18 protein-coding genes are annotated in these 20,626 nt (G+C 68.3%); 7 read left to right on the top strand and 11 right to left on the bottom strand.

Going from position 1 to position 20,626, the window contains the following annotated elements; translation table 11 throughout:
- Window positions 1-591 precede the first annotated feature (591 nt).
- Window positions 592-1,779, top strand: coding sequence for a benzoate/H(+) symporter BenE family transporter (locus tag AC5P98_RS16535; RefSeq protein WP_046433322.1), 1,188 nt, complete (start codon window positions 592-594; stop codon window positions 1,777-1,779).
- Between the two features lie 23 nt (window positions 1,780-1,802).
- On the opposite strand, the gene AC5P98_RS16530 is transcribed toward AC5P98_RS16535, so the two are convergent.
- The 6 genes from AC5P98_RS16530 to egtB all read right to left on the bottom strand — a co-directional run bounded on the left by AC5P98_RS16530 (window position 1,803) and on the right by egtB (window position 7,743).
- A complete protein-coding gene (locus AC5P98_RS16530) occupies window positions 1,803-2,348 on the bottom strand; it encodes a DUF2628 domain-containing protein (protein WP_049405571.1) in 546 nt (181 codons plus the stop codon).
- Between the two features lie 71 nt (window positions 2,349-2,419).
- Complete coding sequence (locus AC5P98_RS16525) at window positions 2,420-3,190, bottom strand: GYF domain-containing protein (RefSeq protein ID WP_032960164.1); 771 nt, start codon at window positions 3,188-3,190, stop codon at window positions 2,420-2,422.
- Window positions 3,191-3,216: 26 nt separating this feature from the next.
- Window positions 3,217-4,107: a D-hexose-6-phosphate mutarotase gene (locus tag AC5P98_RS16520; protein WP_049405570.1), complete on the bottom strand. Its 891-nt coding sequence runs from the start codon at window positions 4,105-4,107 to the stop codon at window positions 3,217-3,219.
- Between the two features lie 61 nt (window positions 4,108-4,168).
- The gene (locus AC5P98_RS16515) at window positions 4,169-5,416 is read right to left on the bottom strand and encodes a lytic murein transglycosylase (RefSeq protein WP_049405568.1); all 1,248 of its coding nucleotides are present in this window, start codon (window positions 5,414-5,416) and stop codon (window positions 4,169-4,171) included.
- An 84-nt stretch (window positions 5,417-5,500) separates the two neighbouring features.
- Complete coding sequence (egtD, locus tag AC5P98_RS16510) at window positions 5,501-6,475, bottom strand: L-histidine N(alpha)-methyltransferase (protein WP_049405566.1); 975 nt, start codon at window positions 6,473-6,475, stop codon at window positions 5,501-5,503.
- Window positions 6,472-7,743 (bottom strand): ergothioneine biosynthesis protein EgtB, encoded by a 1,272-nt coding sequence (gene egtB, locus AC5P98_RS16505; RefSeq protein WP_049405565.1) that lies wholly within the window; start codon window positions 7,741-7,743, stop codon window positions 6,472-6,474. The genes egtD and egtB overlap by 4 nt, the downstream gene beginning before the upstream one ends.
- 151 nt (window positions 7,744-7,894) lie before the next feature.
- Between egtB and AC5P98_RS16500 the strand changes: the two genes are divergently transcribed.
- Entirely contained in the window at window positions 7,895-9,175 is a 1,281-nt protein-coding gene (locus AC5P98_RS16500; RefSeq protein ID WP_049405563.1) for a GGDEF domain-containing protein, read from the top strand.
- A 3-nt stretch (window positions 9,176-9,178) separates the two neighbouring features.
- On the opposite strand, the gene AC5P98_RS16495 is transcribed toward AC5P98_RS16500, so the two are convergent.
- Window positions 9,179-9,571 carry a YchJ family protein gene (locus AC5P98_RS16495; protein WP_032960150.1) on the bottom strand — a complete coding sequence of 131 codons (393 nt, stop codon included), beginning with the start codon at window positions 9,569-9,571 and terminating at the stop codon, window positions 9,179-9,181.
- Between the two features lie 102 nt (window positions 9,572-9,673).
- Between AC5P98_RS16495 and AC5P98_RS16490 the strand changes: the two genes are divergently transcribed.
- Window positions 9,674-10,453, top strand: coding sequence for a sulfite exporter TauE/SafE family protein (locus AC5P98_RS16490; RefSeq protein ID WP_032960169.1), 780 nt, complete (start codon window positions 9,674-9,676; stop codon window positions 10,451-10,453).
- Between the two features lie 154 nt (window positions 10,454-10,607).
- Here the strand turns inward: AC5P98_RS16490 and AC5P98_RS16485 are convergent, their stop codons facing one another.
- From AC5P98_RS16485 to folE, 4 genes are all read right to left on the bottom strand, one after another.
- Entirely contained in the window at window positions 10,608-13,988 is a 3,381-nt protein-coding gene (locus AC5P98_RS16485; RefSeq protein WP_032960149.1) for an ATP-binding protein, read from the bottom strand.
- A gap of 16 nt (window positions 13,989-14,004) precedes the next feature.
- Window positions 14,005-14,706 (bottom strand): DUF4194 domain-containing protein, encoded by a 702-nt coding sequence (locus AC5P98_RS16480; protein ID WP_005421303.1) that lies wholly within the window; start codon window positions 14,704-14,706, stop codon window positions 14,005-14,007.
- Window positions 14,693-16,162, bottom strand: coding sequence for a DUF3375 domain-containing protein (locus AC5P98_RS16475; protein ID WP_495230113.1), 1,470 nt, complete (start codon window positions 16,160-16,162; stop codon window positions 14,693-14,695). The genes AC5P98_RS16480 and AC5P98_RS16475 overlap by 14 nt, the downstream gene beginning before the upstream one ends.
- A gap of 112 nt (window positions 16,163-16,274) precedes the next feature.
- Window positions 16,275-16,886, bottom strand: a complete 612-nt coding sequence (gene folE, locus AC5P98_RS16470) for a GTP cyclohydrolase I FolE (RefSeq protein WP_004141296.1) — start codon at window positions 16,884-16,886, stop codon at window positions 16,275-16,277.
- 592 nt (window positions 16,887-17,478) lie between these two features.
- Between folE and AC5P98_RS16465 the strand changes: the two genes are divergently transcribed.
- The 4 genes from AC5P98_RS16465 (at window position 17,479) to AC5P98_RS16450 (ending at window position 20,623) form a co-directional block, all read left to right on the top strand.
- Entirely contained in the window at window positions 17,479-17,934 is a 456-nt protein-coding gene (locus tag AC5P98_RS16465; RefSeq protein ID WP_012481667.1) for a MarR family winged helix-turn-helix transcriptional regulator, read from the top strand.
- 108 nt (window positions 17,935-18,042) lie between these two features.
- Window positions 18,043-18,252, top strand: a complete 210-nt coding sequence (locus AC5P98_RS16460; RefSeq protein ID WP_010487502.1) for a DUF1656 domain-containing protein — start codon at window positions 18,043-18,045, stop codon at window positions 18,250-18,252.
- Complete coding sequence (locus tag AC5P98_RS16455; RefSeq protein WP_049442557.1) at window positions 18,249-19,166, top strand: efflux RND transporter periplasmic adaptor subunit; 918 nt, start codon at window positions 18,249-18,251, stop codon at window positions 19,164-19,166. Before AC5P98_RS16460 ends, AC5P98_RS16455 begins: the two co-directional genes overlap by 4 nt.
- Complete coding sequence (locus AC5P98_RS16450; RefSeq protein ID WP_049405554.1) at window positions 19,163-20,623, top strand: efflux transporter outer membrane subunit; 1,461 nt, start codon at window positions 19,163-19,165, stop codon at window positions 20,621-20,623. Before AC5P98_RS16455 ends, AC5P98_RS16450 begins: the two co-directional genes overlap by 4 nt.
- Window positions 20,624-20,626 lie beyond the last annotated feature (3 nt).

Genomic DNA, 20,626 nt, shown 5'->3' with positions numbered 1-20,626 from the left:
CTGGCAACGTATCGCTTGCTTTAAAACAATTAATAGTTGCTTGATCAAACGTCTGCAAGATGGACAATCATCCTTCCTGCAGGCGCCTTCACAAGATACCTGCGCATACTTTCAAAGATCCGGGGAAGTGGCCTCAGCGCCGTTCCCGTGTGCTGCGAAGTTTCCTTCGTAGCGAGCCGCCCATTATAGCCGGCTTTTCCGCTTCGTCAACACCTTTTTTCAAGGCCGTCTCACTGGAGTGGACGTTGTTGCCGATGCTGCTTCGTCGTTGGGCCCGAGGGCCTTTCGTCGTTGCGAGCCGCCTATTATGCCGGACTTTTCGAGTCCGTCAACACCTTCGTTCGATCAACTCGTTCGTCGGTGGTGGCGTCGCTGTTCGCGTGTCGTTTCCGGGGAAGCGATGCGCTGCAGCAAGGGAGCGAATTCTAGAGATCCTGCGGATTTCGTCAAGGCTTTTTTGCAGCGTGATGACAGAAGCACCGCGCCATCACGCATGACGTACGCTCGAAGATCACTGCGGCGTTGCCCGCGCGTTGCGCGGTCAACGCCGCAACCCTTATCAATGCAGGGATGCACAGTGGAGACAGGACAATGAGCATGCAGGTGCGGCGCGCGTGGTGGCGCGATCTTTCGATGCCGGCAATCGTGGCTGGCTTCATTACGGTACTGGTGGGCTTCGCCAGCTCGGCCGTGATCGTGTTCCAGGCGGCACAGGCCGTCGGTGCCGACCAGGCGCAGATCGCCTCCTGGATGTGGGCGCTGGGGCTGGGCATGGGCGTGACCTGCATTGGCCTGTCGCTGCGCTATCGGGTGCCAGTGGTGACAGCGTGGTCGACCCCGGGTGCAGCGATGCTGGTGGTGGGTGCCGGCGGTGCTTCGCTCTCCGAGGCCACGGGCGCATTCCTGCTGGCCGCCGTGCTGGGCCTGCTTGCGGGTTTCTCGGGGGTCTTCGCGCGACTGATGCAACGGGTACCGATGGCGCTGGCCGCCGGCATGCTGGCCGGTGTGCTGCTGCGCTTCGGGCTGGATGTGTTCGTCGCCATGAACACCCAGCTGGTGCTCGCGCTGGCAATGTTCGCCACCTGGCTGGCCGGGCGCCGGCTGTTCCCGCGCTATGCGGTGATCGCCACGTTGCTGGTCGGCATCGCCGTCGCCGCGAGCCGTGGCCTGCTGCACGCCCAGCAGGTGCATCTGCAACTGGCGATCCCGCAGTGGGTGACGCCCTCGCTGTCGTGGACGGCCGTGGCCGGCATTGCCCTGCCCCTGTTCGTGGTCACCATGGCCTCGCAGAACATTCCCGGTGTGGCGGTGATGCGCGCGTCCGGCTATGACGCCCCGGTGTCGCCGTTGATCGGCTGGATCGGTGTAGTCAATACGCTGCTGGCGCCGTTCGGTGCGTATGCACTGAACCTGGCGGCGATCACCGCCGCCATCTGCATGGGCCGCGATGCGCACGAGGATCCGGCGCGCCGCTACACCGCAGCGATGGCGGCCGGCGCCTTCTACATTGTCATCGGGCTGTTCGGCGCCACGGTGGCCGCACTGTTCGCGGCCTTCCCCAGGGAGCTGGTGGCCTGCGTGGCCGGTATCGCGCTGTTCGGCACCATCGGCAACAGCCTGGCCAGCGCCCTGGCGGTGGAGCGCGACCGCGAGGCTGCACTCGTCACCTTCCTGGTCACCGCCTCGGGGGTCTCCCTGGCCGGGATCGGTTCGGCGTTCTGGGGACTGCTGGCCGGTGCACTGTGCCTGCTGGTGTTGCGGGCACGGACAGCGGCCTGAGCAACCCTATCAGGCCAGCATGATCAGGCCGCCATGCGGGCGACGGTATTGATCACCGCGTTGGCCGCCATGCCGATCACCACCGCCCACACGCTGGTGCCGCCACGACGCTGCAGTTCGGCACGGATGCGGTTGTGCTGCCCGGCGTGGGCGGCCTTCACTTTGCCCAGCAGTCGCGTGCAGTAGCGCAGGTACAGGGTGTTGGCGGTCACCGCGATGGCGAACCGAGGCACCGCCAGCAACGCCACCGTGAGCAGCGGGTTGGCGCGGGCCGCCAGCAGCGCGATGCCGATCAGGACCAGCTCGAAGAGGATGGCTGCCAGGTACATCTTCCGGTGCAGCAGCCAGTACGTCGGCACCAGGAAGGCGGGCCAGTGCCACGGTCGCGGCGGCTTCGGCACCGGGCTGCCCAGGTGCCAGCGCTGGCGATAGAGCGCCGCGTTGGGGCCGACGAGGAGGTTCAGGTAGTCCGCGTCGGACGGAGGGGGCGCGTCGTCCACCTCTGTGGCGGGCGCAAGATAGGGATTGTCATTCGCCGGGGAAACCGGCGGAGTATCCAGATGATTCATGTCGGCGATTCCTTGCCCAGGATGATCCCGCGGTAGCGGCAGCCACCGCTGGATCTGAAGCCTTCCCGGCCTCAGCCTGCCAGCGCCTGCCCCACCAGCATCACCGCAACGACGGCGATGGCCACCACCGCCGCCGCCAGTGCATTGGTGTCACCCCGTCTGGCCAGCTCGCTGCGCAGGCGCGCCTCGTCATCTCCCACCAACGCGCGCGCTCGGGCGATCTCACGCTGGCAATGCGCCAGGTACCAGCGGTTGGCATACACCGCGGCGGTGATGTTGATGACGAGGGTGATGACCGTCGACACGCCTTCCGGAACGCCCAGCAACGCCTCGGCGATGCTGAAGAACACCAGCACGCCGGCCCAGATCGCCGCCAGCCGGTACATCCTGCGGTACACCATCCAGATCACGCCGATCAGGAACGCCGGCCAGTGCCAGGTGCCGTTGCCGTCGGCAATGCCCTGGTCGAGCCGCCAGCGCTGTCGATAGATCGGGAAGTTGCCGCCGACCACGGCGGCGTACAAGGCGATGTCGCCTTCCAGCTGCGGCGCGGTCGCGGCCACCGGCGAAGCTGCCGGCGCACGATAGGGGTCGGACGGATCAGCGGTCGATGCGCCGCTGGCGCTGACGGCCTGCGCCGGTTCAATCGACGGCGGGGTCGGATCCATCGGCGCCACCGAAGGATCCAGCTCGGCCAGCGGCCGCCACGATGCCATTCCTTCCCGCCACATCAGCGTACGGGCGGTTACCGTGCCGTCCTGCTGCAGACGGCGCAGCCCGGCCAGGTCCACCGGCCCTTCGCTCTGCTTGCTGTTGGCGTACCACCACTGTGCGTCCTGCATGCCATCCATTCCTGTCGATCCCATGGTTACTCCGAACACCCCGCCACGGCCTGCAGCGGTTCACTGGCCAGTACCTGCACCAGCTGGTGGCGCGCGCCGGGTGCAAGGGCAATCTGCTCCGGCCCGGCATTGGCTACTTCCAGGCACACGTAATCGTGCCAACCGTCGCCGACATCGGCCATCTTCGCCGCCGCCTCCGCGCCCGGATTCCACGCCACCAGGGTCTGGCTGCCTTCGCTGCGGATCTCGATCCGCCGCTGCAGGACGGGATCGCGAAGCACGTAGTGGCCACCGGCACCGGTATAGATGCGGTCGCTGCGCCCCGGATCGCGCGGGTCACGCAGCGACCAGGGCCCCTGCTGCCGGCGCAGCTGCGTGTAATCCTCGTACTTGTCCAGATAGTGCAGGCCATCGAGGCCATCAACCTCGACACGACGGGCATCGCCCACCCGGAAGTAGCTGTGCAGGGCCTGGGTGAAGGTCATCGGGGACGGGCCGGTGTTCTCGGTGGTCAACTGCTGGCGCAACTGGCGACCGATGCGCAGCTGCATCTGCAGGCGCAGGCCACACTCGGCAATCGACAGGGGCGCCAGCTGCAGCTCCAGTTCACCGTCATCGTCCTGGCGGGCCTGCAGCAGCTCCCAGCGCGCGGTGCGTACCAGGCCGTGTGCCGGCACGTCATCACTCTGGCCCTGGCGACCGAACCACGGCCAGCACACTGGAACGCCACCCCGGATCGGCGTGGGCAGCCCGGCCCGTTTCGGCGACAGCCACAGCAGGTCCGGCTGCCCCTCTGGGATGAACGACAGCAGCTGTCCGCCGAACACGCTGATGACCGCGGTGGCGCTGGGCGTGCGTATCTGCCAGGCCTCGAGCCCGTGGTACAGGCCGGTGCTGATGTCCGGGTTCGACTGCATGCTATGACGCTCCTTGAAGACCGCGGCGATGATGTCGCGGCCAGCCTGTGATCGGCAAGGTCTAGCGGGTGGCAGGCGTCCCTGCGGCTGCCTCCTGCTGCAACGCGCGCAGGATGCGCTGGCCGGCGCGCCCATCCGCATTGGCCCAGCCCAGGCGCTGCTGCTCGGCCTGGATCGCGCGGCGCGTGGCGGTGCCGATCATGCCGTCCGCGCTGCCGATGTCGTGGCCGCGGGCCAGCAGCAGGGTCTGCAGCTGGCGGCGTTCATCGCGGCCGATGCCGGGATCATCGGTCGGCCAGGCGGTGGCCAGGCCGGTGCCGCCACGCAGCCGGTCGGCCAGCGTGGCGATGGCCAGTGCATAGCTTTCGGCGGCGTTGTAGCTGTAGATCGCATCGTAGTTGCGGAACACCAGCAGCGCCGGGCCCTTGATGCCGGCCGGCAGCAGCAGGGCGGCGCGCGCGTCGGCCGGCAGATTGGGCGGCACCAGCGCGCCGCCATCCAGCGCGGTCACGCCCTGCACGCGCCAATCGGCGAGGGCTCTACGTTGGGTGCGGCCCGCTTGGCTGGCATTGAAACCGGGGGGAACACGGACCTCCATGCCCCACGGTTCGCCACTGCGCCAACCCGCACGCTTGAGGTAGTTGGCGGTGGACGCCAGCGCGTCGGGAATGCTGCCGACCAGATCGCGGCGGCCATCGCCATCACCATCGACCGCGATACGTGCGTAGGTGCTGGGCATGAACTGCGTATGCCCGAAGGCACCGGCCCAGGAACCGGTGAGCCCCTGGGCCTGCAGGTCGCCGCGGTCGATCAGCTTGAGCAGCGCCAGCAGTTCGCCGCGGAAGAAGGCCTGGCGGCGGCCGGCGCAGGACAGCGTGGCCAGCGACTGCAGCAGCGGGCGCTTGCCGAAGACGCGGCCATAGTCGCTCTCCACCCCCCAGACCGCGACGATGGTGGCCGGGTCGACGCCATACTGCGCGGAGACGCGATCGAGCAGATCGCGATGTTGCTGCAGCAGGGTGCGGCCATCATCGACGCGCTGGCGGTCGACCAGCGCGGCCAGGTAATCCCAGATCGGCGTGGTGAATTCCGGCTGTGCGTCCAGCAGTCCGAGCACGCTCGGGTCCGGCGTGAGCCCGGTGGTGATCTCGTTGAAACGGTCGGCGCCGATGCCCTGGGTTGCGGCGGTGGCCTGCAGGCCCGCCAGGCAGCGGCTGAACGCCGGATCGTTGCTGGCGGCAGGGGCCGCAGGCAGCGTCGGGGTCGACGCGAGGGCGGCCGCCAGGCCGAGCGTGGTCAGAATGGGCATGGCGTCCTCCGTGTTGCCGTTGCACGGCCATCTTAGGGGCAGCAGTGCGGCCGAACCTGAAGGGGCACCGGCTGGCCGTCCCCCCTAGGCAACGCGCAGCAGGCGCAGGCCATAGGCGGGACTTTCGGCATCCCAACGCTGTGCGACCTGCAGGCCCGCCTGCTGCAACAGCGCCTCGAAGCTGTCATCGGTGTACTTGTGGCTGTACTCGACGCGGATGGGTTCACCGGCAGCAAAGTGGAAGGTGCGGCCACCGAGGTGGACGTCCTGCGGCCACTGGCTCACCAGGTCGGTTTCGATGCGCAGCCGCGCGGTGTTGTAACGGGCGCGGTGGCGGAATCCATCGAGATCGAAATCGCTTCCGATCTCGCGGTTGAGGCGGGCCAGCAGATTGAGGGTGAATGCCGCAGTGACGCCCTGCGCATCGTTGTAGGCCGCTTCGATCAGCGCCGTGTCCTTGTGCAGGTCGATGCCGATCAGGGCCAGGCCGTCGCGGCCCATCGTCTGACGCATCGCCCGCAGCAGGGCGACGGCCTCCGCTTCGGCGAAATTGCCCAATGTGGAACCGGGGAAGAACAGCAGCCGTCGCGCGGGTTCGCGTTCGGGCATGGGCACGGCGACGGCGCGGGTGAAGTCCGCGCAGACCGGCAGCATCTCGACCTCGGGCAGCGCCGGCGCCAGGTGGTCGATGCTGGACAGCAGTGCGGCCCGCGAGATCTCGATCGGCGTATAGGCCACCGGATCCTGCAGCGCGGCCAGCAGCAACGCGGTCTTGCGGCCACTGCCGCTGCCCAGCTCCACCACATGCAGGCGCGGGCCGACCACGCGCGCGATATCGGGCAGCACCCGCGCCAGCAGCGCCAGCTCGGTGCGCGTGGGGTAGTACTCGCGGGTCTGGGTGATCTGTTCAAACAGACGCGAGCCGCGGGCATCGTAGAAGTACTTGGAAGGCAGCTGCCGCGATGCGCATGACAGACCGGCCAGCGCATCGGCCAGGATCTGCTGGCGGCTGGGGGTCAGGTCGGTCAGCGCCTGCAGCGCGTCATGCACCGTGCTCATATGAGGTCCCTGGCCAGGCGCAGTCCGGAGAACTGCCAGCGCGCCGGCGGCATGAAGAAATTGCGGTAGCTGGCGCGCACATGGCCACGGGGCGTGGCACAGCTGCCGCCGCGCAGCACCCATTGCCCGCACATGAACTTGCCGTTGTATTCGCCGAGGTTGCCGTCAAAAGAGCGGAAGCCCGGGTAGGCACCATAGGCGCTGGCGGTCCATTCCCAGACATCACCGAACAGCTGCCGCAGCCCACTGCCCCCGGCTGCCTGCGGGTGCAGGTGATCGTCATCGGCGAAATGACCGCGCAGGGGCTGCGACGCGGCGGCCGCTTCCCACTCGAACTCGCTGGGCAGGCGCGCACCGGCCCAGCGGGCGCAGGCATCGGCCTCGTAGTAACTGAGGTGGCAGACCGGCGCATGCGGATCCAGCTCGCGCCAACCACCCAGGGTGTACTCGCGCTGCAGGGCATCATCCCAGTACAGGGGGTGCTGCCAGCCTTCGGCTTCTCGCAGCGCCCAGCCTTCGCTGAGCCACCAGCGCGGTTCGCGGTACCCCCCTGCCTCGATGAAGGTGCGGTACTCGGCATTGCTGACGGGACGCTCGGCCAGGGCATGCGCGGGCAGCAGCACGCGGTGCTGCGGCGATTCGTTGTCGTAGGCAAAGGCGGCGTGCCGGGGCCATGCCGCGGCACCGACGGTGACGATGCGTTCGGGCGATTCGATCCAGCCCTGCGTCGCGGCGGTGCTGGCAACGGGCCGCAGGTCGTCGCGATACGGTGGCTGCAGTGGATTGCACCAGAACGCATGCTTGATGTCGGTCAACAGCAGTTCCTGGTGCTGTTGTTCGTGCTGCAGACCCAACTGCAGGTGGTGCAGCGCCTGCGCGTCGAGGTCACCGGCTGCCAGCCGTGACTGCACCTGCATGTCGACCTGTTGCCGGTAGTCGCGCACCTGCTGCAGCGAGGGCCGCGACAGCAGACCGCGTTGCGGCCGCGCATGCGCCGGGCCGATGCTCTTGTAATAGCTGTTGAACAGATAGTCCCAGGCCGGGTCATGCGCGGGCGTGGTGGCGAAACCGGCCAGCACGAAGCGTTCGAAAAACCAGGTGGTATGGGCCAGGTGCCACTTGCTGGGACTGGCGTCGGCCATGCTCTGCAGCATGGCGTCCTCGGCACTGAGCGGCGCGGCCAGCTGCAGGCTGCGCGCCCGCACCTGTGCAAAGCGGCGGGCGAGATCGCGCTGCGGGGCAGCGACGGCGGTGGGTACGCTGTCCATGCCGGAAGCATCGGCGCAGGACGGTGAGCGCAACGTCATGGCACCACATCACCACGTTCACATGACAGCGGGCACGCGCATTCAAGAAGCGCGTGGGGACGCCGCTAACGGCAATGTTGCGGCCGCATCGTCACCGCACTGGACTTACCGCGTGCCCCTGCATCCGCTCCGCCAGCCTGCGCATTACCTGTTCGTGCTGCCCGCCGTGCTGGTCGTCCTGGTGCTGTGGATGGCGCTGGGCACCGAGGATGTCGCCAGCCCGGCGCAGCGCATCCTGCCCTGGCTGCTGGCCTGTCTCGGTGCAGGCCTGGCCCTGCTCTACCACCAGATGCGCACGTTGTGCCTGCTGCTGGTGGTGGCGGTGGTATTCGCCCTGCTGCACCGGGACGTCGGTGGCTACCTGCGCAGCGGCCATGTCGACGCCCTGACCCCGCTGCGCTTCCACGCGATCTCGGCGTGGGTGCCGCTGCTGTTCGCCGGACTGGCACTATGGCCGGAACGCGGACGCCGACGCCAGGACCTGCTGCTGCGCAGCGTAGTGTGCGGCGCGGCGCTGATGATCTTCCTGCTGCTGGCGGCACAGCAGCCGCAGGGGATGCACGATCTGCTGTCGAACCGTCACTGGGCCTGGATTCCCGCCAACTGGAACGCGTTGGCGCAGTTGCCGGCGCTGCTGTTCCTGCTGGCGACCGCAGCATTGGGCTGGCAGGCGTGGCGGCATCCGCGGCCACTGCACACGGCAATGCTGCTGGCCCTGCTGTGCCTGTGGTGGATGCTGCCGCGGATCTTCCTGCAGCCGGTGCTGCTGCCGGCGCTGAGCAGTGCCGCCCTGCTGCTGATGCTGGGCGCGATGCTGCAGGAATCCTTCCACATGGCCTTCCGCGATGAGCTGACCGGCCTGCCGGGGCGACGGGCGTTCAACGAGACCCTGCAGCGGGCACGCGGTACCTACAGCATCGCGATGGTGGACGTTGACCACTTCAAGTCATTCAACGACACCCATGGTCACGACACCGGCGACGATGTGCTGCGCCTGGTGGCGTCGCGGCTGGCGCGGGTGGGCGACGGTGGCCGTGCGTTCCGCTATGGCGGCGAGGAGTTCGCGGTGGTGTTCCTGGACCGGCCGGCGGCAGCCTGTGTCGATGCCGTGGAAGCATTGCGGCAGAGCATCGAGGACACCCGCATGCAGCTTCGCGACCGCAGCACCCGCAGCCGTGACGACGAAGCCGGCCGCCAGCGGCGCGGACGCGGTGGCAGCGGCCAGGTGGTGCAGGTGACGGTGAGCATCGGGCTGGCCGACAGCTGCGTGGATCCGCGGCCGATGGCCGTGGTCAAGGCCGCCGACCAGGCCCTGTATGTGGCCAAGGACGGGGGCCGCAACCAGGTGCGCGCGCACGGCGGCCAGCGCGTTCTGGCAGCGCACGGCGCGTAGTGCTCAGACCGCGTCGAGGTAGTACCAGCGGCCGTCGATGCGTTGGAAGCGGCTGTGCTCGGTCATCCTCACCGCGCTGCCGCCGCCGATGCGGTAGCGCGCGGTGAAGCGGACTTCGGCGCTGTCAGCACCAGTGATGGTGTGCTCGTGCACGGTCAGGCCCAGCCAATGGGTGCGCTGGCCGGGGGCATCGTCCAGCGACAGCTCGGCCGGACGCGTGTCCGGATGCCAGGACTGGCGCAGGTAGTCAGCCAGGCCACGCACATAGGCGCTGTAGCGCGAACGCATCAGGTGCTCTGCATCAGGCGCGGCTTCACCGGCATGGAAACGGCCACAGCAGGCGGCATAGTCGGCGGGAAGGCCACAGGGGCAGGGATCGGCGGGTTTTCGGCTCATGCCGGCATTGTCGCCGGGTTGCCGGGATTGATCCACGCGGGGCCGCAGTCGCCCGGAGCAGGACAGGCGTATGCTGTCGCGCCCCCTCCTTGATTGATCGCCGTGCTGGAACTGGTTCCCCCTGAGTTGTGGTGGCTGGTGGTGATCGCCTTCATCGCCGGCCTTGTGGATGCCGCTGTCGGTGGCGGTGGCCTGGTGCAGCTGCCCGGCCTGTTCACGGTGCTGCCGCAGCAGACGCCGGCGATGCTGTTCGGTACCAACAAGTTCAGTTCGATGTTCGGTACCGGTGCGGCCGCCTGGCGCTATGCGCGCAACGTGCGCTTCCCGTGGAAGCCGGTACTGTTCGCGGCCGGTACCGCCTTCATCTTCTCCTTCGCCGGGGCCACCGCGGTGAGCCTGCTGCCCAAGGACGCGGTGCGCCCACTGGTGCTGGTGCTGCTGATCGCGATGCTGGCCTACACGTTGTGGAAGAAGGACTTCGGCGCGTTGCACCGGCCGCAGGAGATCGGCCGCCGCGAACTGGCGATCGCGCTGGCGATCGGTGCGGCGATCGGCTTCTACGACGGCTTCTTCGGGCCGGGCACCGGCAGCTTCCTGATCTTCCTGTTCGTGCGCTTCTTCGGCCTGGATTTCCTGCGTGCGTCAGCGGCGTCGAAGGTGGTGAACCTGGCGACCAATGTGGCGGCAATCTCGTTCTTCGTACCGACCGGCAACATCCTGTGGCTGTTCGCGCTGCCGATGGCGGCGGCCAACATCATCGGCTCGGTGGTGGGCACGCGCCTGGCGTTGAAGGGCGGCACGCCGTTCATCCGCAAGTTGTTCGTGGGGCTGGTGGTGGTACTGATCGCGCGGATGGCGTGGGATACCTTCCGCGGTGCGTGAATGCGGTTGCCGGCCAGCGGCCGGCACTACCGGGTCATGAACGCTGCCCATGGGTAGTGCCGGCCGCTGGCCGGCATCCCCATCCGATCAGGTCGTGAACCCCGCCCATGGGTAATGCCGGCCGCTGGCCGGCATCCCCATTCAATCGACCGGGTCAGGCTTCGGCTTCTTCCGGTTCGTTGGCCTGCTGGCGGCTGCGCTCGGGCAGCTTCAGGCGCTTGCCTTCTTCGTCGTACTCGATCAGCAGCACGCCGGAGTCGTGGCGGCCGCTGATCTCGACGAAGCAGGCGCCACCGATGAACGGCTCCAGCGTCATCACCGACTTCAGCGGGGTGGCGACCACCATCTGGAAACCGAAGTTGTCGAAGATGTTCATCGCCAGCGCGGTGAACTCGTTGTCGGCCTTGTCGAAGGCTTCGTCGAGCACGACGGCGGCGTAGCTGGGCAGCTGGCTGTCGGCGCCGCCGAGCTGGTAGCGCAGTGCCGCAGCCAGGCAGGTGGTGGCCAGTTTCTGGCGCTGGCCACCGGACTTGCCCGCGCCACTGCGGTAGATCTCGACCTGCTGGCGCGTTTCCGCATCCAGCTCGACGCCGATGAACTCCACGTGCATGCGTACGTCCAGCACCAGCTCGCGCCAGCGCTTGTCCTCGCCTTCCTGCGAACCCAGGCGGTTGACCAGCTGGCGCAGCACGGTGAACTGCGATTCGGCCAGCTCGCGCTGCTCGGTCTGCTGCTGCGCCAGCACCTCGCGCAGCTGCAGGTGGAACTCGCCGACTTCCGGCAGGCGGCGGTCGCTCAGTTCGATGGTCAGCAGCGTGCCACGGTTGAACGGCACCTGCTCCAGGCTGGCGTTCACTTCGTCCAGGCGCTGGCCGATCGACTTGCGGGCCTCGGCGCTGTGGCGCTGCAGGGCCAGCAGGTTGTTCTTGCTCTGGTTCTGCAGCAGATCGAAGAAGCGCTCTTCGTGCTGCGGCAGGCCGTCGCGCTCCAGGCGCTCGAGGCGGGCAAGGAAATCCTCGGCCGAGGCCACCGATACGGTGAAGTCGCCCGATTCCTCCGGCCACTGCTGGATGAAGCGACGGAAGCAGCCGATCAGCTGGTTCTCGATGCGGTTGAGGTCCTGCTGCGAGGTCGACAGCTGCTCGTTCAGCGCGTTGCTGACCTGGCGCATGTGCGCCTCCAGCGTTTCCAGGCTGAGCGGGCCCTGTTCCTGCAGGCGCTCGGCAAGGCCGGCTTCCTGCTCCTGGGCCAGGCTCGGCAACACCAGCGCACGGCTCTGCTGTCGCGCGCGGTCGAGGCGATCGCGCTCCTTGACCAGCTGCCCGCGCTCGACGCGGACGTCTTCATAGGTACGGCGAGCCTGCTCGATGTCGGCGCGCACGGCGTCGATCTGCTTGGCCAGCTTGGCCAGGTCGGCATTGCCTTCGCGCAGGTCGCGCAGGGTGGCCTCGATATCGGTCAGGCGCTGCTGCGGGGCGGCGATGTCGATCTCGTTCCAGCTGATGCTGACCAGCTCGTGGCAGGCCAGGCGACGTTCGTTGTCGCGGTCACGCTGCCCACGCAGGCGCGCGATGTCGGTCTCGCAGCTGGCGATGCGCTTGGCCAGTTCCTGGGCTTCGCGCTCGAAGGCGCCCACCTTGTCGTGGTTGTTGAAGCCGAGGATCCAGCGACGGCGGTCGCCCACCGCACTGCGGTCGTCCTTCTCGAAGCGGTCGCCGGGATGCTTGACCTGGCCTTCGCGGGTGATGCCGCGGTCGACGTTGCGCAGCTGCTTGGCATCCACGCACTCGTAGTCGAAGCGCTTGCCGAGCTCACGGCGCAGCCAGCTTTCGAATACGTGCTCGCGCAGCTCCAGCTTGTGCAGCAGCGACTTCGCCGACGGCTCGCGCGCGAACGCATCATCGTTGCGGCGCACACGGTAGTAGGTGAAGCGCATGCCCAGGTGAGTGCGATTCACCCACTCGGCGACGTCGTTGTAGTGCTTGTCATCGACCAGCAGCGACAGCGCGAAGCCACCCAGCACACGCTCAATGGCACCCTGCCAGCCCTGCTCTTCCGAGCGGACCTGGATCAGCTCGCCGACGAACGGCAGCGCCGCCTCGGCAATGCCGGTTTCCTCGGCCAGGCGCGCGCGCAGCTTCTGCATCGGCGCCGGGATGTTGGAGGGCGTGCGCTGCATCGCTTCGAGTTCCGCACGGACTTCGCCGAAACGGCGCTCGTCATCGCGCTTGCCACCCAGGCGATCGCTGATCGCATCGTCCAGCGCCGAAGAGGCACGCTGGCGGTCCTGCAGTTCGTTCTGCGCACGCTCGACCAGCTCGGCGAAGCCGTGTGCGTCGTCCGGAAGTTCAGCCCCCAGCTGCTGCGCGGCCAGGCTTGCCTGCTCGCGCTTGGCTTGGCGGCGGTCGCGCTCGGCTTCGGCACGGCCCTGCTCGCGCTCCAGTTCCTCGATGCGCTCACCGCCCTGCTGGCGGCGCTGCAGTTCCAGCTCGGCCAGGCGCTCGGTGTGGTTGTCCAGTGCGGCACGGCGCTGGGCTTCTTCGCCGAGCAGGCCACGGTCACGCACGTCCATCTCGCGCAGGCGCGCTTCGATCAGCGCCTGGCGGCGGCTTTCACGGAAGCTGTCGACGCCGAGCTTGAGGGCTTCGTCGTCGCCGCGCCGGCGGTGCATTTCCTTCAGGTCGTTGTAGTAGGCGCGTGCCGGCAGCAGGGTCTCCACCTGGCGGCGGGCGGTGACCACGGCCTGGTGCGCGCCATCGAGTTCGGCGAAGTCGCTGACCAGGCGCTCGGCGGCGTCGAAGGTCTTCGGCGTGTCGAGCATGAAGTCGCGCAGGAAGACGTTGAGGTCGCCCAGGTTCTTCGCCGACTGCGTCTTGTGCAGCAGGCGCAGCGCCATCTCGTTGTCGATGCCGAGCAGGTCGCGGAAGCGCTCGGCGTAGCCGGAGAAGGTGTCGAAGTGGTGCAGGTCGGACAGCTTCTGCTTGAGCTTGCGCAGGTCCAGGTCAAAGCCGCCAAGATCCTTCGCGATGTCGAACGGACGCTCGGCGATCATGTAGTGCTTGCGCACGTCACCGGCCGAGGTTCCGTTACCGGAGATCCACAGCAGGCGCACCAGGCTGACCACGCGGCCATCGCCGGCGCGGTACTCCAGCACCAGCGCAGTCCAGGTCGCGCCCTTGCGAAGGTACTGGGTGGCGATTTCGCCGGTGCCGCTGTCCTGCTGGTCGGCCCACGCGCCACGCACGTAGGACACCAGGTTGCGGTCGCGGCCACTGCGCTCGGCTTCACGCGCGGCGGCGTTGAAATCGACGATGGCCGGCGGCGTCAGCAGCGCGGACATGGCATCGAGCAGGGTCGACTTGCCCGAGCCGGAACGGCCGACGAACAGGAAGCCACGCTCGGCGATCGGTACTTCGGTCAGTCCGTTGAACGTGCCCCAGTTGTGTACCTGCAGGCGACGCATGCGGAACTGCTGCAGGCGCGGGTCCGGCAGGCCTTCGTTGAACAGGGCGGGAGTGTGCTTGGAGATAGCCATGCGATGGTCGGGTCTCTCAGGCCTCGGCGGCCGGGGTTTCACGCAGCTGGCGGTAGACCGCCGAAAGCTGGGATACGTCTTCGGCGGAGAACAGCAGCTTCAGCGCCGGCGAGACTTCGTGGCGGTCTTCCTGGCCGCTGAGGCGGGTCAGGATGTGGTTGTCCTTCATCTTCTGCACCGCCGAAGCGACGCGGCGATTGAAGCCGGCGCGGTCGGTGGACAGGTTCTTTTCGTAGATGGCCAGCGCTTCGGCCATCTCGGCGTCGGCGACCACCGCGCGGTTGCCGCGCGCATCGGCCTCGGCCAGCTGCTGGCGCAGGTACAGCAGCAGCACCGAGTCGATGAAGGTCAGCGGCGAGGTGCGCAGCAACACCGGCGCATCCACGTCTTCGGTGTCGGCCTGGCGGGTGAAGGCCACGCCGCTGTCACGGTCGAGCACCAGTTCCAGGAACAGGTCCGCCAGCGAGGAGCGGATGGCCGCCTCGCTGCGGATCAGTGCCGGCCACAGCTTGGCGTGGCGCAGCTGGTCGATGCTGGGGCCGATCAGCAGCTGGCACAGCGCGCGGCGTGCATCCAGCGGCAGGCGCCCGGTGTCGCCGAGGTAATACACGTCATTGCCACGGCGGGGCTGCGCCACGGCCGCCACCGGTTCGGCTTCGTAGGCGTCTTCCGCCACGTCGGCCTGCGGTGCGTCGATGGGATCTTCATGCCAGCTCATGGCGTCTCTCCTGGGTGAACCAAACCAGCGGGATGCGGGCGCGACGGACCTGGCCGTCGCCACCACGCCATTCGGCAAGCTCCTGCTCACCAGCGATCACGTTGCCGAAGCGCGTGCCCAGCGACAGGTAGCCGATGACGCTGCCAAGACCCTGCGGTGCTTCGCGCTGCGACAGTGCCTGGGCGATGCTGAGCCGCGGCTGTGCATCGAGCAGGTCGTGCAGGTCGCGGCGCAGGGTGCGGAAGTCGATTTCAGACGAAGCGACCAGATCACCGACGCTCTCCAGGCTGATGGCTGCGGCGTCGTTGTACTCGACGTTGCCATCGACCTGGGCGCTGCGCGGATCGTGCAGCTTCCACTGCGACCACGAGCGCAGGCGGCTGGTGGTCAGCTGCAGGTCGCAGCCGATGCCGCGTTGTGCGGGGAATTCGTCACGCAGTGACAGCGCTTCGGATTGCGCCTGCTTCAGCAGCTGGTTGAGGCGGCGCTGTTCCAGATAGCCACGGCTCTGCACGAAGCCACGCAGGCTGCGCGCGAAGTTCTGCAGCACGTCGTGCACCTGGCCACCGCGCTCGAGCATGGTGCTGGTGAAGCCGCGCAGGAAGTTGCGTTCGTTGCGGTCCAGGCGGCGGGCGAAGCCACGCGCCAGCACCGCTTCCAGCGCGGCATCGAGCTGGGCGCTCTGTTCGGCGTCGTTGAGCAGGCGCCAGAAGGCCTGGAAGCTGCGACCGGCATCGCTCTCGCCGATCACATCCACGCCTTCGAACAGCTGCGACAGCACATCGCCGCGCTCGCCCTCGTCGTCGATGATGCGTTCGCGGAAGTCGCGGTTGAGCTGCTCGAAATCGTCGCGCACCCGACGGAAATCCTCGGTCAGCTCGTCGGCCAGGCCGATGATCTGGCGCGCACGCTCCAGCGCGCGCTTGCCATCCAGCGCGATCACACGTCCGGCACCGACGCGGGCGATCTCGGCGTCGATGCGGTCGCGCTCGTCGCGCAGTGCTGACAGGCGTGCATCCGGGTCGGACTCGGTCTGCGCGGCCAACTGCGAGAGCTGTTCGATGACCAGCGCCAGGCGGCTTTCGGTGGCGGCCACGCGGGCCTGCTCGAGGCCATCGGCGAAGCGGATGGCCTGCAGTGCCGCAGTCGACAGCTCGTACTGCTCCTGGTCGGCGCCTTCGGGCAGGCGGCGTTCCAGCCAGCCCTGGGCCAGCCAGTGCGCGATGTAGGCCTGCGCGGTACGCGGCAGCTCACGCGACAGTTCGTCGCCGTTGAGCTGGTCCAGCGCACGCTGCAGGCGCTCGTTGAGCACCGACGACGGCAGCGTGCGCTCGCCGTCCATCAGCAGCCCCTGCAGCAGGCCGATGATTTCCGGGGCGTGGTCGGCGGCAAGCAGCTTCCACTGGGGCTGTTCGCGCAGATGGCGGTAACGGGAGATGCGTTCGCGGTGCTTCATGCAGCGAAAGGAGTCATGAGGGCTGGCGGGGACGAGCAGCCGCCCGCGGCGGCCGCGCGGGCAGCCGTGGGCATGCCGGCCCGCAGAGGCCGGCGCAGTGCGGTCAAGCGGCTCAGCGCTTGCCGCCCACTTCGATGAAGCGCAGGAACTCGGCGCGGGTACGCGCGTCGTCGCGGAAGCTGCCCAGCATCTTCGAGGTGACCATGCTGACGCCGCGCTTGTGGATGCCGCGGGTGGTCATGCATTCGTGGGCACCTTCGACGACCACACCGACGCCGATCGGCTGCAGCACATCCTGGATGCACTGGGCGATCTGCGCGGTCATCTTCTCCTGCACCTGGAAACGGCGGGCGTAGGCTTCGACGACGCGGGCCAGCTTGCTGATGCCCACCACCTTGCCGGCCGGCAGGTAGCCGACGTGGACGCGGCCGATGATCGGCGCCATGTGGTGCTCGCAGTGGCTTTCGTACTCGATGTCACGCAGGACGATCAGTTCGTCGTAACCGGCCACTTCCTCGAAGGTCCGCTCCATGTAGGCGCGCGGGTCGTCGCGGTAACCGCTGAACCAGTCGCCATAGGCTTCGGCGACACGGCGGGGGGTATCCAGCAGGCCTTCGCGGGACGGGTCCTCACCGGCCCAGCGCAGCAGGGTGCGCACGGCATCCTCGGCCTGGTCCTGGGTCACGTCGCCCTGCGGGGCGGCCTTTTCGTTGTTCTTGCTCATTGCGTACAGCGTCCCGAACGGGGGGCGAGCATCGTACCCGACCGGGGGGTGGGTCGTCCTGTTGGTCGGGTTCATCGGGGGTCTCTTGCAGCGCCTCGGTGCTGCTGAGCGAGAGGAGGAGGGGCAGGCCGGGCAGGACACGCCGCAAGTACGTCCCTGTAGGCTCGTCCACGGCATCCATGCCGTGGACGGTCCTGCCCGGCCTGCCCCTCCCCCTCTCCGACGGTTTCCTGCGGGCGCGGCCGAACCGCCCGAAAGCGGGGGCAAAAGCGGGGGTTCATGGCTTCGGAAGCACCGCGGGCCGCTGCTGCGGTGGGTGCGGGCCGTTGGTCCGCACTGCTCCTGCCTTTAAAGAGCCAACCCACCGCGCTCGCGGGGTGATGGGAGGGCAGCGGGGGCCGGGCGGGGCAGGACCGTCCGCGGCATGGATGCCGCGGCCGAGCCTACAGGGACGTACTTGCGGCGTGTCCTGCACCGTCCGGCCCCCGCTGCCCCACCCGACACCAGGCAGGCGCAACGCTTTCCCCACTACACCCCCATTCAGAAAAACCTATTGATAGGAATGAAATTAGTAGTATCCTATCTATCTCTTATGGACCGACCCCTCGACGAGCGCACCGTGCTGCAGATGCAGCTCAGCTCCGGCCTGCTGTACGCAGGGCGGCAGTGGCAGCGCCTGGCCGACAGCCGGCTCGGCAGCTACGGCATCTCCACCGCCTGCACCATGCCCCTGCTGATGATCGGCCGCTCCGGCGGTGGCATCCGTCAGGTGGCGCTGGCCCAGCAGCTGGGCATGGAGGGTCCTTCCCTGGTGCGCCTGCTGGACAAGCTGTGCGCCAGCGACCTGGTCCGCCGCGAGAGCGACGCCAGCGACCGCCGCGCCAATCTGCTGTGGCTGACCGACGCGGGCCATGCGCTGGTCAGCGAGCTGGAAGACCAGTTGATCGGCCTGCGCCAGGACGTGTTCGGCGAGCTTTCCATGGATGAACTGCACGCCGTGCTGAAGGCATGGCGCCTGCTGGCCGAGGCCGCCGACCGCATCACGTAAGACCGCTGCCCCCGAATACCGCCGCTGCCGTGCACACGCCAGCGGCTTTTACCCGTTGCCGTTGTTTCGTTGTTCCTCCCCTCCCCCACCTCGCCCCCGCCCCTACCGATGCCCGGTGAATTCAGTCTCCACGGAGTGTTCGTCCCGACCCTGCTCGGGCTGATGTTGTTGGCCTACCTGGTCAACAGCGGCCTGCACGCGCTGCTGCAGCGTGCCGGCGCCTATCGCCACGTATGGCACCCGGCGCTGTTCAACCTGGCCCTGTACGGGATCGTGCTTGGCCTGCTGTTCCACCTCCTGCGTTGGATGCAATCGTGAACAAGATCGTGAAGAAGACCCTGCCGGTGCTGCTCACCAGCGCAGCCGTGATCATCGCCCTGCTGGTGCTGCGCCAGCTGTGGGTCTATTACATGGATGAGCCGTGGACCCGCGATGCCCATGTCGGCGCCGACGTGGTGCAGGTGGCGCCGGACGTGTCCGGGCTGGTGGAAACGGTGCAGGTGGCCGACAACCAGGCGGTGAAGAAGGGTGACCTGCTGTTCGTGGTCGACCGCGCCCGCTACCGCATCGCGCTGGAGCAGGCCCGCGCCAACCTGGCCGAGCGCCAGGCATCGGTGGCGCAGCTGCGCCGCGAGATCGGCCGTGACCGCAGCCTGCAGGACCTGGTCGCCGCCGAGGACGCCGAAGTGCGCCGCGCCAAGCTGCAGGCCGCACAGGCTGCGCTGGCCACCGCACAGGCGGCGGTCGACCTGGCCGAGCTCAACCTGGGCCGCACCGAAGTACGCGCACCGGCCGATGGCCGGGTCAACGACCGCACCCTGCGCGTGGGCGACTACGTGGTAGCCGGCAAGCCGGTGCTGGCGCTGCTGGATACCGGCTCGTTCCGCATCGATGGCTACTTCGAGGAAACCCGCCTGCGCGGCGTGGCCCCGGGGCAGCGCGTGGACATCCGCCTGATGGGCGAGTCGGCCCCGCTGCGTGGCCATGTGGAGAGCATCGCCGCCGGCATCGAAGACCGCTACCGCAGCAACGGCAGCACCCTGCTGCCGAACGTGACCCCGGCCTTCGACTGGGTGCGGCTGGCACAACGCATTCCGGTGCGCATCGCCATCGACGAAGTACCCAAGGGCGTGGAACTGATCGCCGGCCGTACCGCCACGGTGACCGTGGACACCGGCCGCCATCCGCACAACGACAAGGCCGGCACTGCGCCGACACAGGCGGGCCTGTGAACGCCGCCCTGCCCCGTCTCGGCCTGATCGTTGCGCTGGCCAGCCTGGCGGCCTGCAAGACCGTCGGCCCGGATTACGCCCTGCCGGAAGGCTCGGCCTTCAAGCGCCCGCAGGCCAATGCGGCCTTCATCGATACGCAGAACCCGCAGGTGGCCGCCAACCAGGCGCTGCCCGACCGCTGGTGGTCGCTGTACAACGACCCGGTGCTGGACGGCCTGATCACGCAGGCGCTGCGTGACAACGTCGAGCTGAAGGCCGCCGATGCACACCTGCGCCGTGCCGCGGCGGTGTACGAGCAGGCGCTGGACGCCGGTGGCTTCGAGTACGAGGCCGAGGCCGGGGTCAGCCGCGCGCAGCTGTCGGCCGAATCGTTCCTGCAGGAGCACGAGCTGCCGGTGATCAACCTGGCCGATGGCAAGTTCGCGGTCAGCTACCAGTTCGACCTGTTCGGCAAGCTCAAGCGCGGCGCCGAGGCAGCGCGTGCCGACGAGCAGTCCGTTGCTGCCGCGCGCGACCTGGCCCAGGTCAGCGTGGTCGCGCAGGTGGCCGACAGCTATCTGGAAATCTGCCACGCCAACCACGAGCTGCACGTGGCCGAACATTCGCTGCAGCTGCAGCAACGCAGCCGCACGGTCACCGAGCGCCTGATCGCGGCTGGCCGTGGCACGCCGCCGGAACTGGCCCGCGCCAATGCCCAGGTCGCGCTGCTGGAAGCCGCGCTGCCGCCGCTGCGCGCGCAGCGTTCTGCGGCCGCCTATTCGCTGGCCGCCCTGCTCGGGCAGACCCCGGGCCAGCTGCCGGCCGGCGTGATCGACTGTGCACACGCCCCTGGCCTGGCGCAGCCGCTGCCGGTTGGTGATGGCCGTGCACTGCTGCAGCGCCGCCCGGACGTGCGCCAGGCCGAACGCAAGCTGGCTTCGGCCACCGCGCGGATTGGCGTCGCCACCGCTGAGCTGTATCCGGACATCCGCCTGGGGGCCTCGCTCGGTGCCGCCGGCCTGCTGGAGGATTTCGGCACGCCGATGACCCAGCAGTGGTCGATCGGCCCGCTGATCTCGTGGACGCTGCCGTCGTCCGGCACGCACGCACGCATCCACGCTGCCGAAGCGGGCGCCGATGCGGCCCTGGCCGAGTTCGACCACACCGTGCTGCAAGCGCTGCGCGAGACCCAGACCGCGCTGGACCGCTACGCGCAGGACCTGCGCCGGCTGCAGTCGCTGCGCATCGCGCAGGAGCAGGCCGCACTGGCCGCCGAGCAGAACCGCCGGCTGTACCAGGGTGGCCGTACGCCGTACCTGTCCAGCCTGGATGCCGACCGCAGCCTGGCCACCAGCGACGCCACCCTGGCCGCCGCCGAAGCGCAGGTCTCGCGCGACCAGATCCATCTGTTCCTGGTGCTGGGCGGTGGCTGGCAGGCAAGCGCCACCGCGCCCAACGCCTCGACCGCAGCGAAGTAAACC

The organism is Stenotrophomonas sp. YJH_SMC_135 (genome assembly GCF_059372355.1).
The sequence above is the reverse complement of the archived record's forward strand: the minus strand, read 5'-3'. Positions and strand labels throughout refer to the sequence as shown.

Coding starts and splice junctions, on each gene's coding strand:
- AC5P98_RS16535 (WP_046433322.1), top strand. CDS start 592: ATGAGCATGCAGGTGCGGCGCGCGTGGTGGCGCGATCTTTCGATGCCG.
- AC5P98_RS16530 (WP_049405571.1), bottom strand. CDS start 2,348: ATGAATCATCTGGATACTCCGCCGGTTTCCCCGGCGAATGACAATCCC.
- AC5P98_RS16525 (WP_032960164.1), bottom strand. CDS start 3,190: ATGCAGGACGCACAGTGGTGGTACGCCAACAGCAAGCAGAGCGAAGGG.
- AC5P98_RS16520 (WP_049405570.1), bottom strand. CDS start 4,107: ATGCAGTCGAACCCGGACATCAGCACCGGCCTGTACCACGGGCTCGAG.
- AC5P98_RS16515 (WP_049405568.1), bottom strand. CDS start 5,416: ATGCCCATTCTGACCACGCTCGGCCTGGCGGCCGCCCTCGCGTCGACC.
- egtD (WP_049405566.1), bottom strand. CDS start 6,475: ATGAGCACGGTGCATGACGCGCTGCAGGCGCTGACCGACCTGACCCCC.
- egtB (WP_049405565.1), bottom strand. CDS start 7,743: ATGGACAGCGTACCCACCGCCGTCGCTGCCCCGCAGCGCGATCTCGCC.
- AC5P98_RS16495 (WP_032960150.1), bottom strand. CDS start 9,571: ATGAGCCGAAAACCCGCCGATCCCTGCCCCTGTGGCCTTCCCGCCGAC.
- AC5P98_RS16485 (WP_032960149.1), bottom strand. CDS start 13,988: ATGGCTATCTCCAAGCACACTCCCGCCCTGTTCAACGAAGGCCTGCCG.
- AC5P98_RS16480 (WP_005421303.1), bottom strand. CDS start 14,706: ATGAGCTGGCATGAAGATCCCATCGACGCACCGCAGGCCGACGTGGCG.
- AC5P98_RS16475 (WP_495230113.1), bottom strand. CDS start 16,162: ATGAAGCACCGCGAACGCATCTCCCGTTACCGCCATCTGCGCGAACAG.
- folE (WP_004141296.1), bottom strand. CDS start 16,886: ATGAGCAAGAACAACGAAAAGGCCGCCCCGCAGGGCGACGTGACCCAG.
- AC5P98_RS16465 (WP_012481667.1), top strand. CDS start 17,479: ATGGACCGACCCCTCGACGAGCGCACCGTGCTGCAGATGCAGCTCAGC.
- AC5P98_RS16460 (WP_010487502.1), top strand. CDS start 18,043: ATGCCCGGTGAATTCAGTCTCCACGGAGTGTTCGTCCCGACCCTGCTC.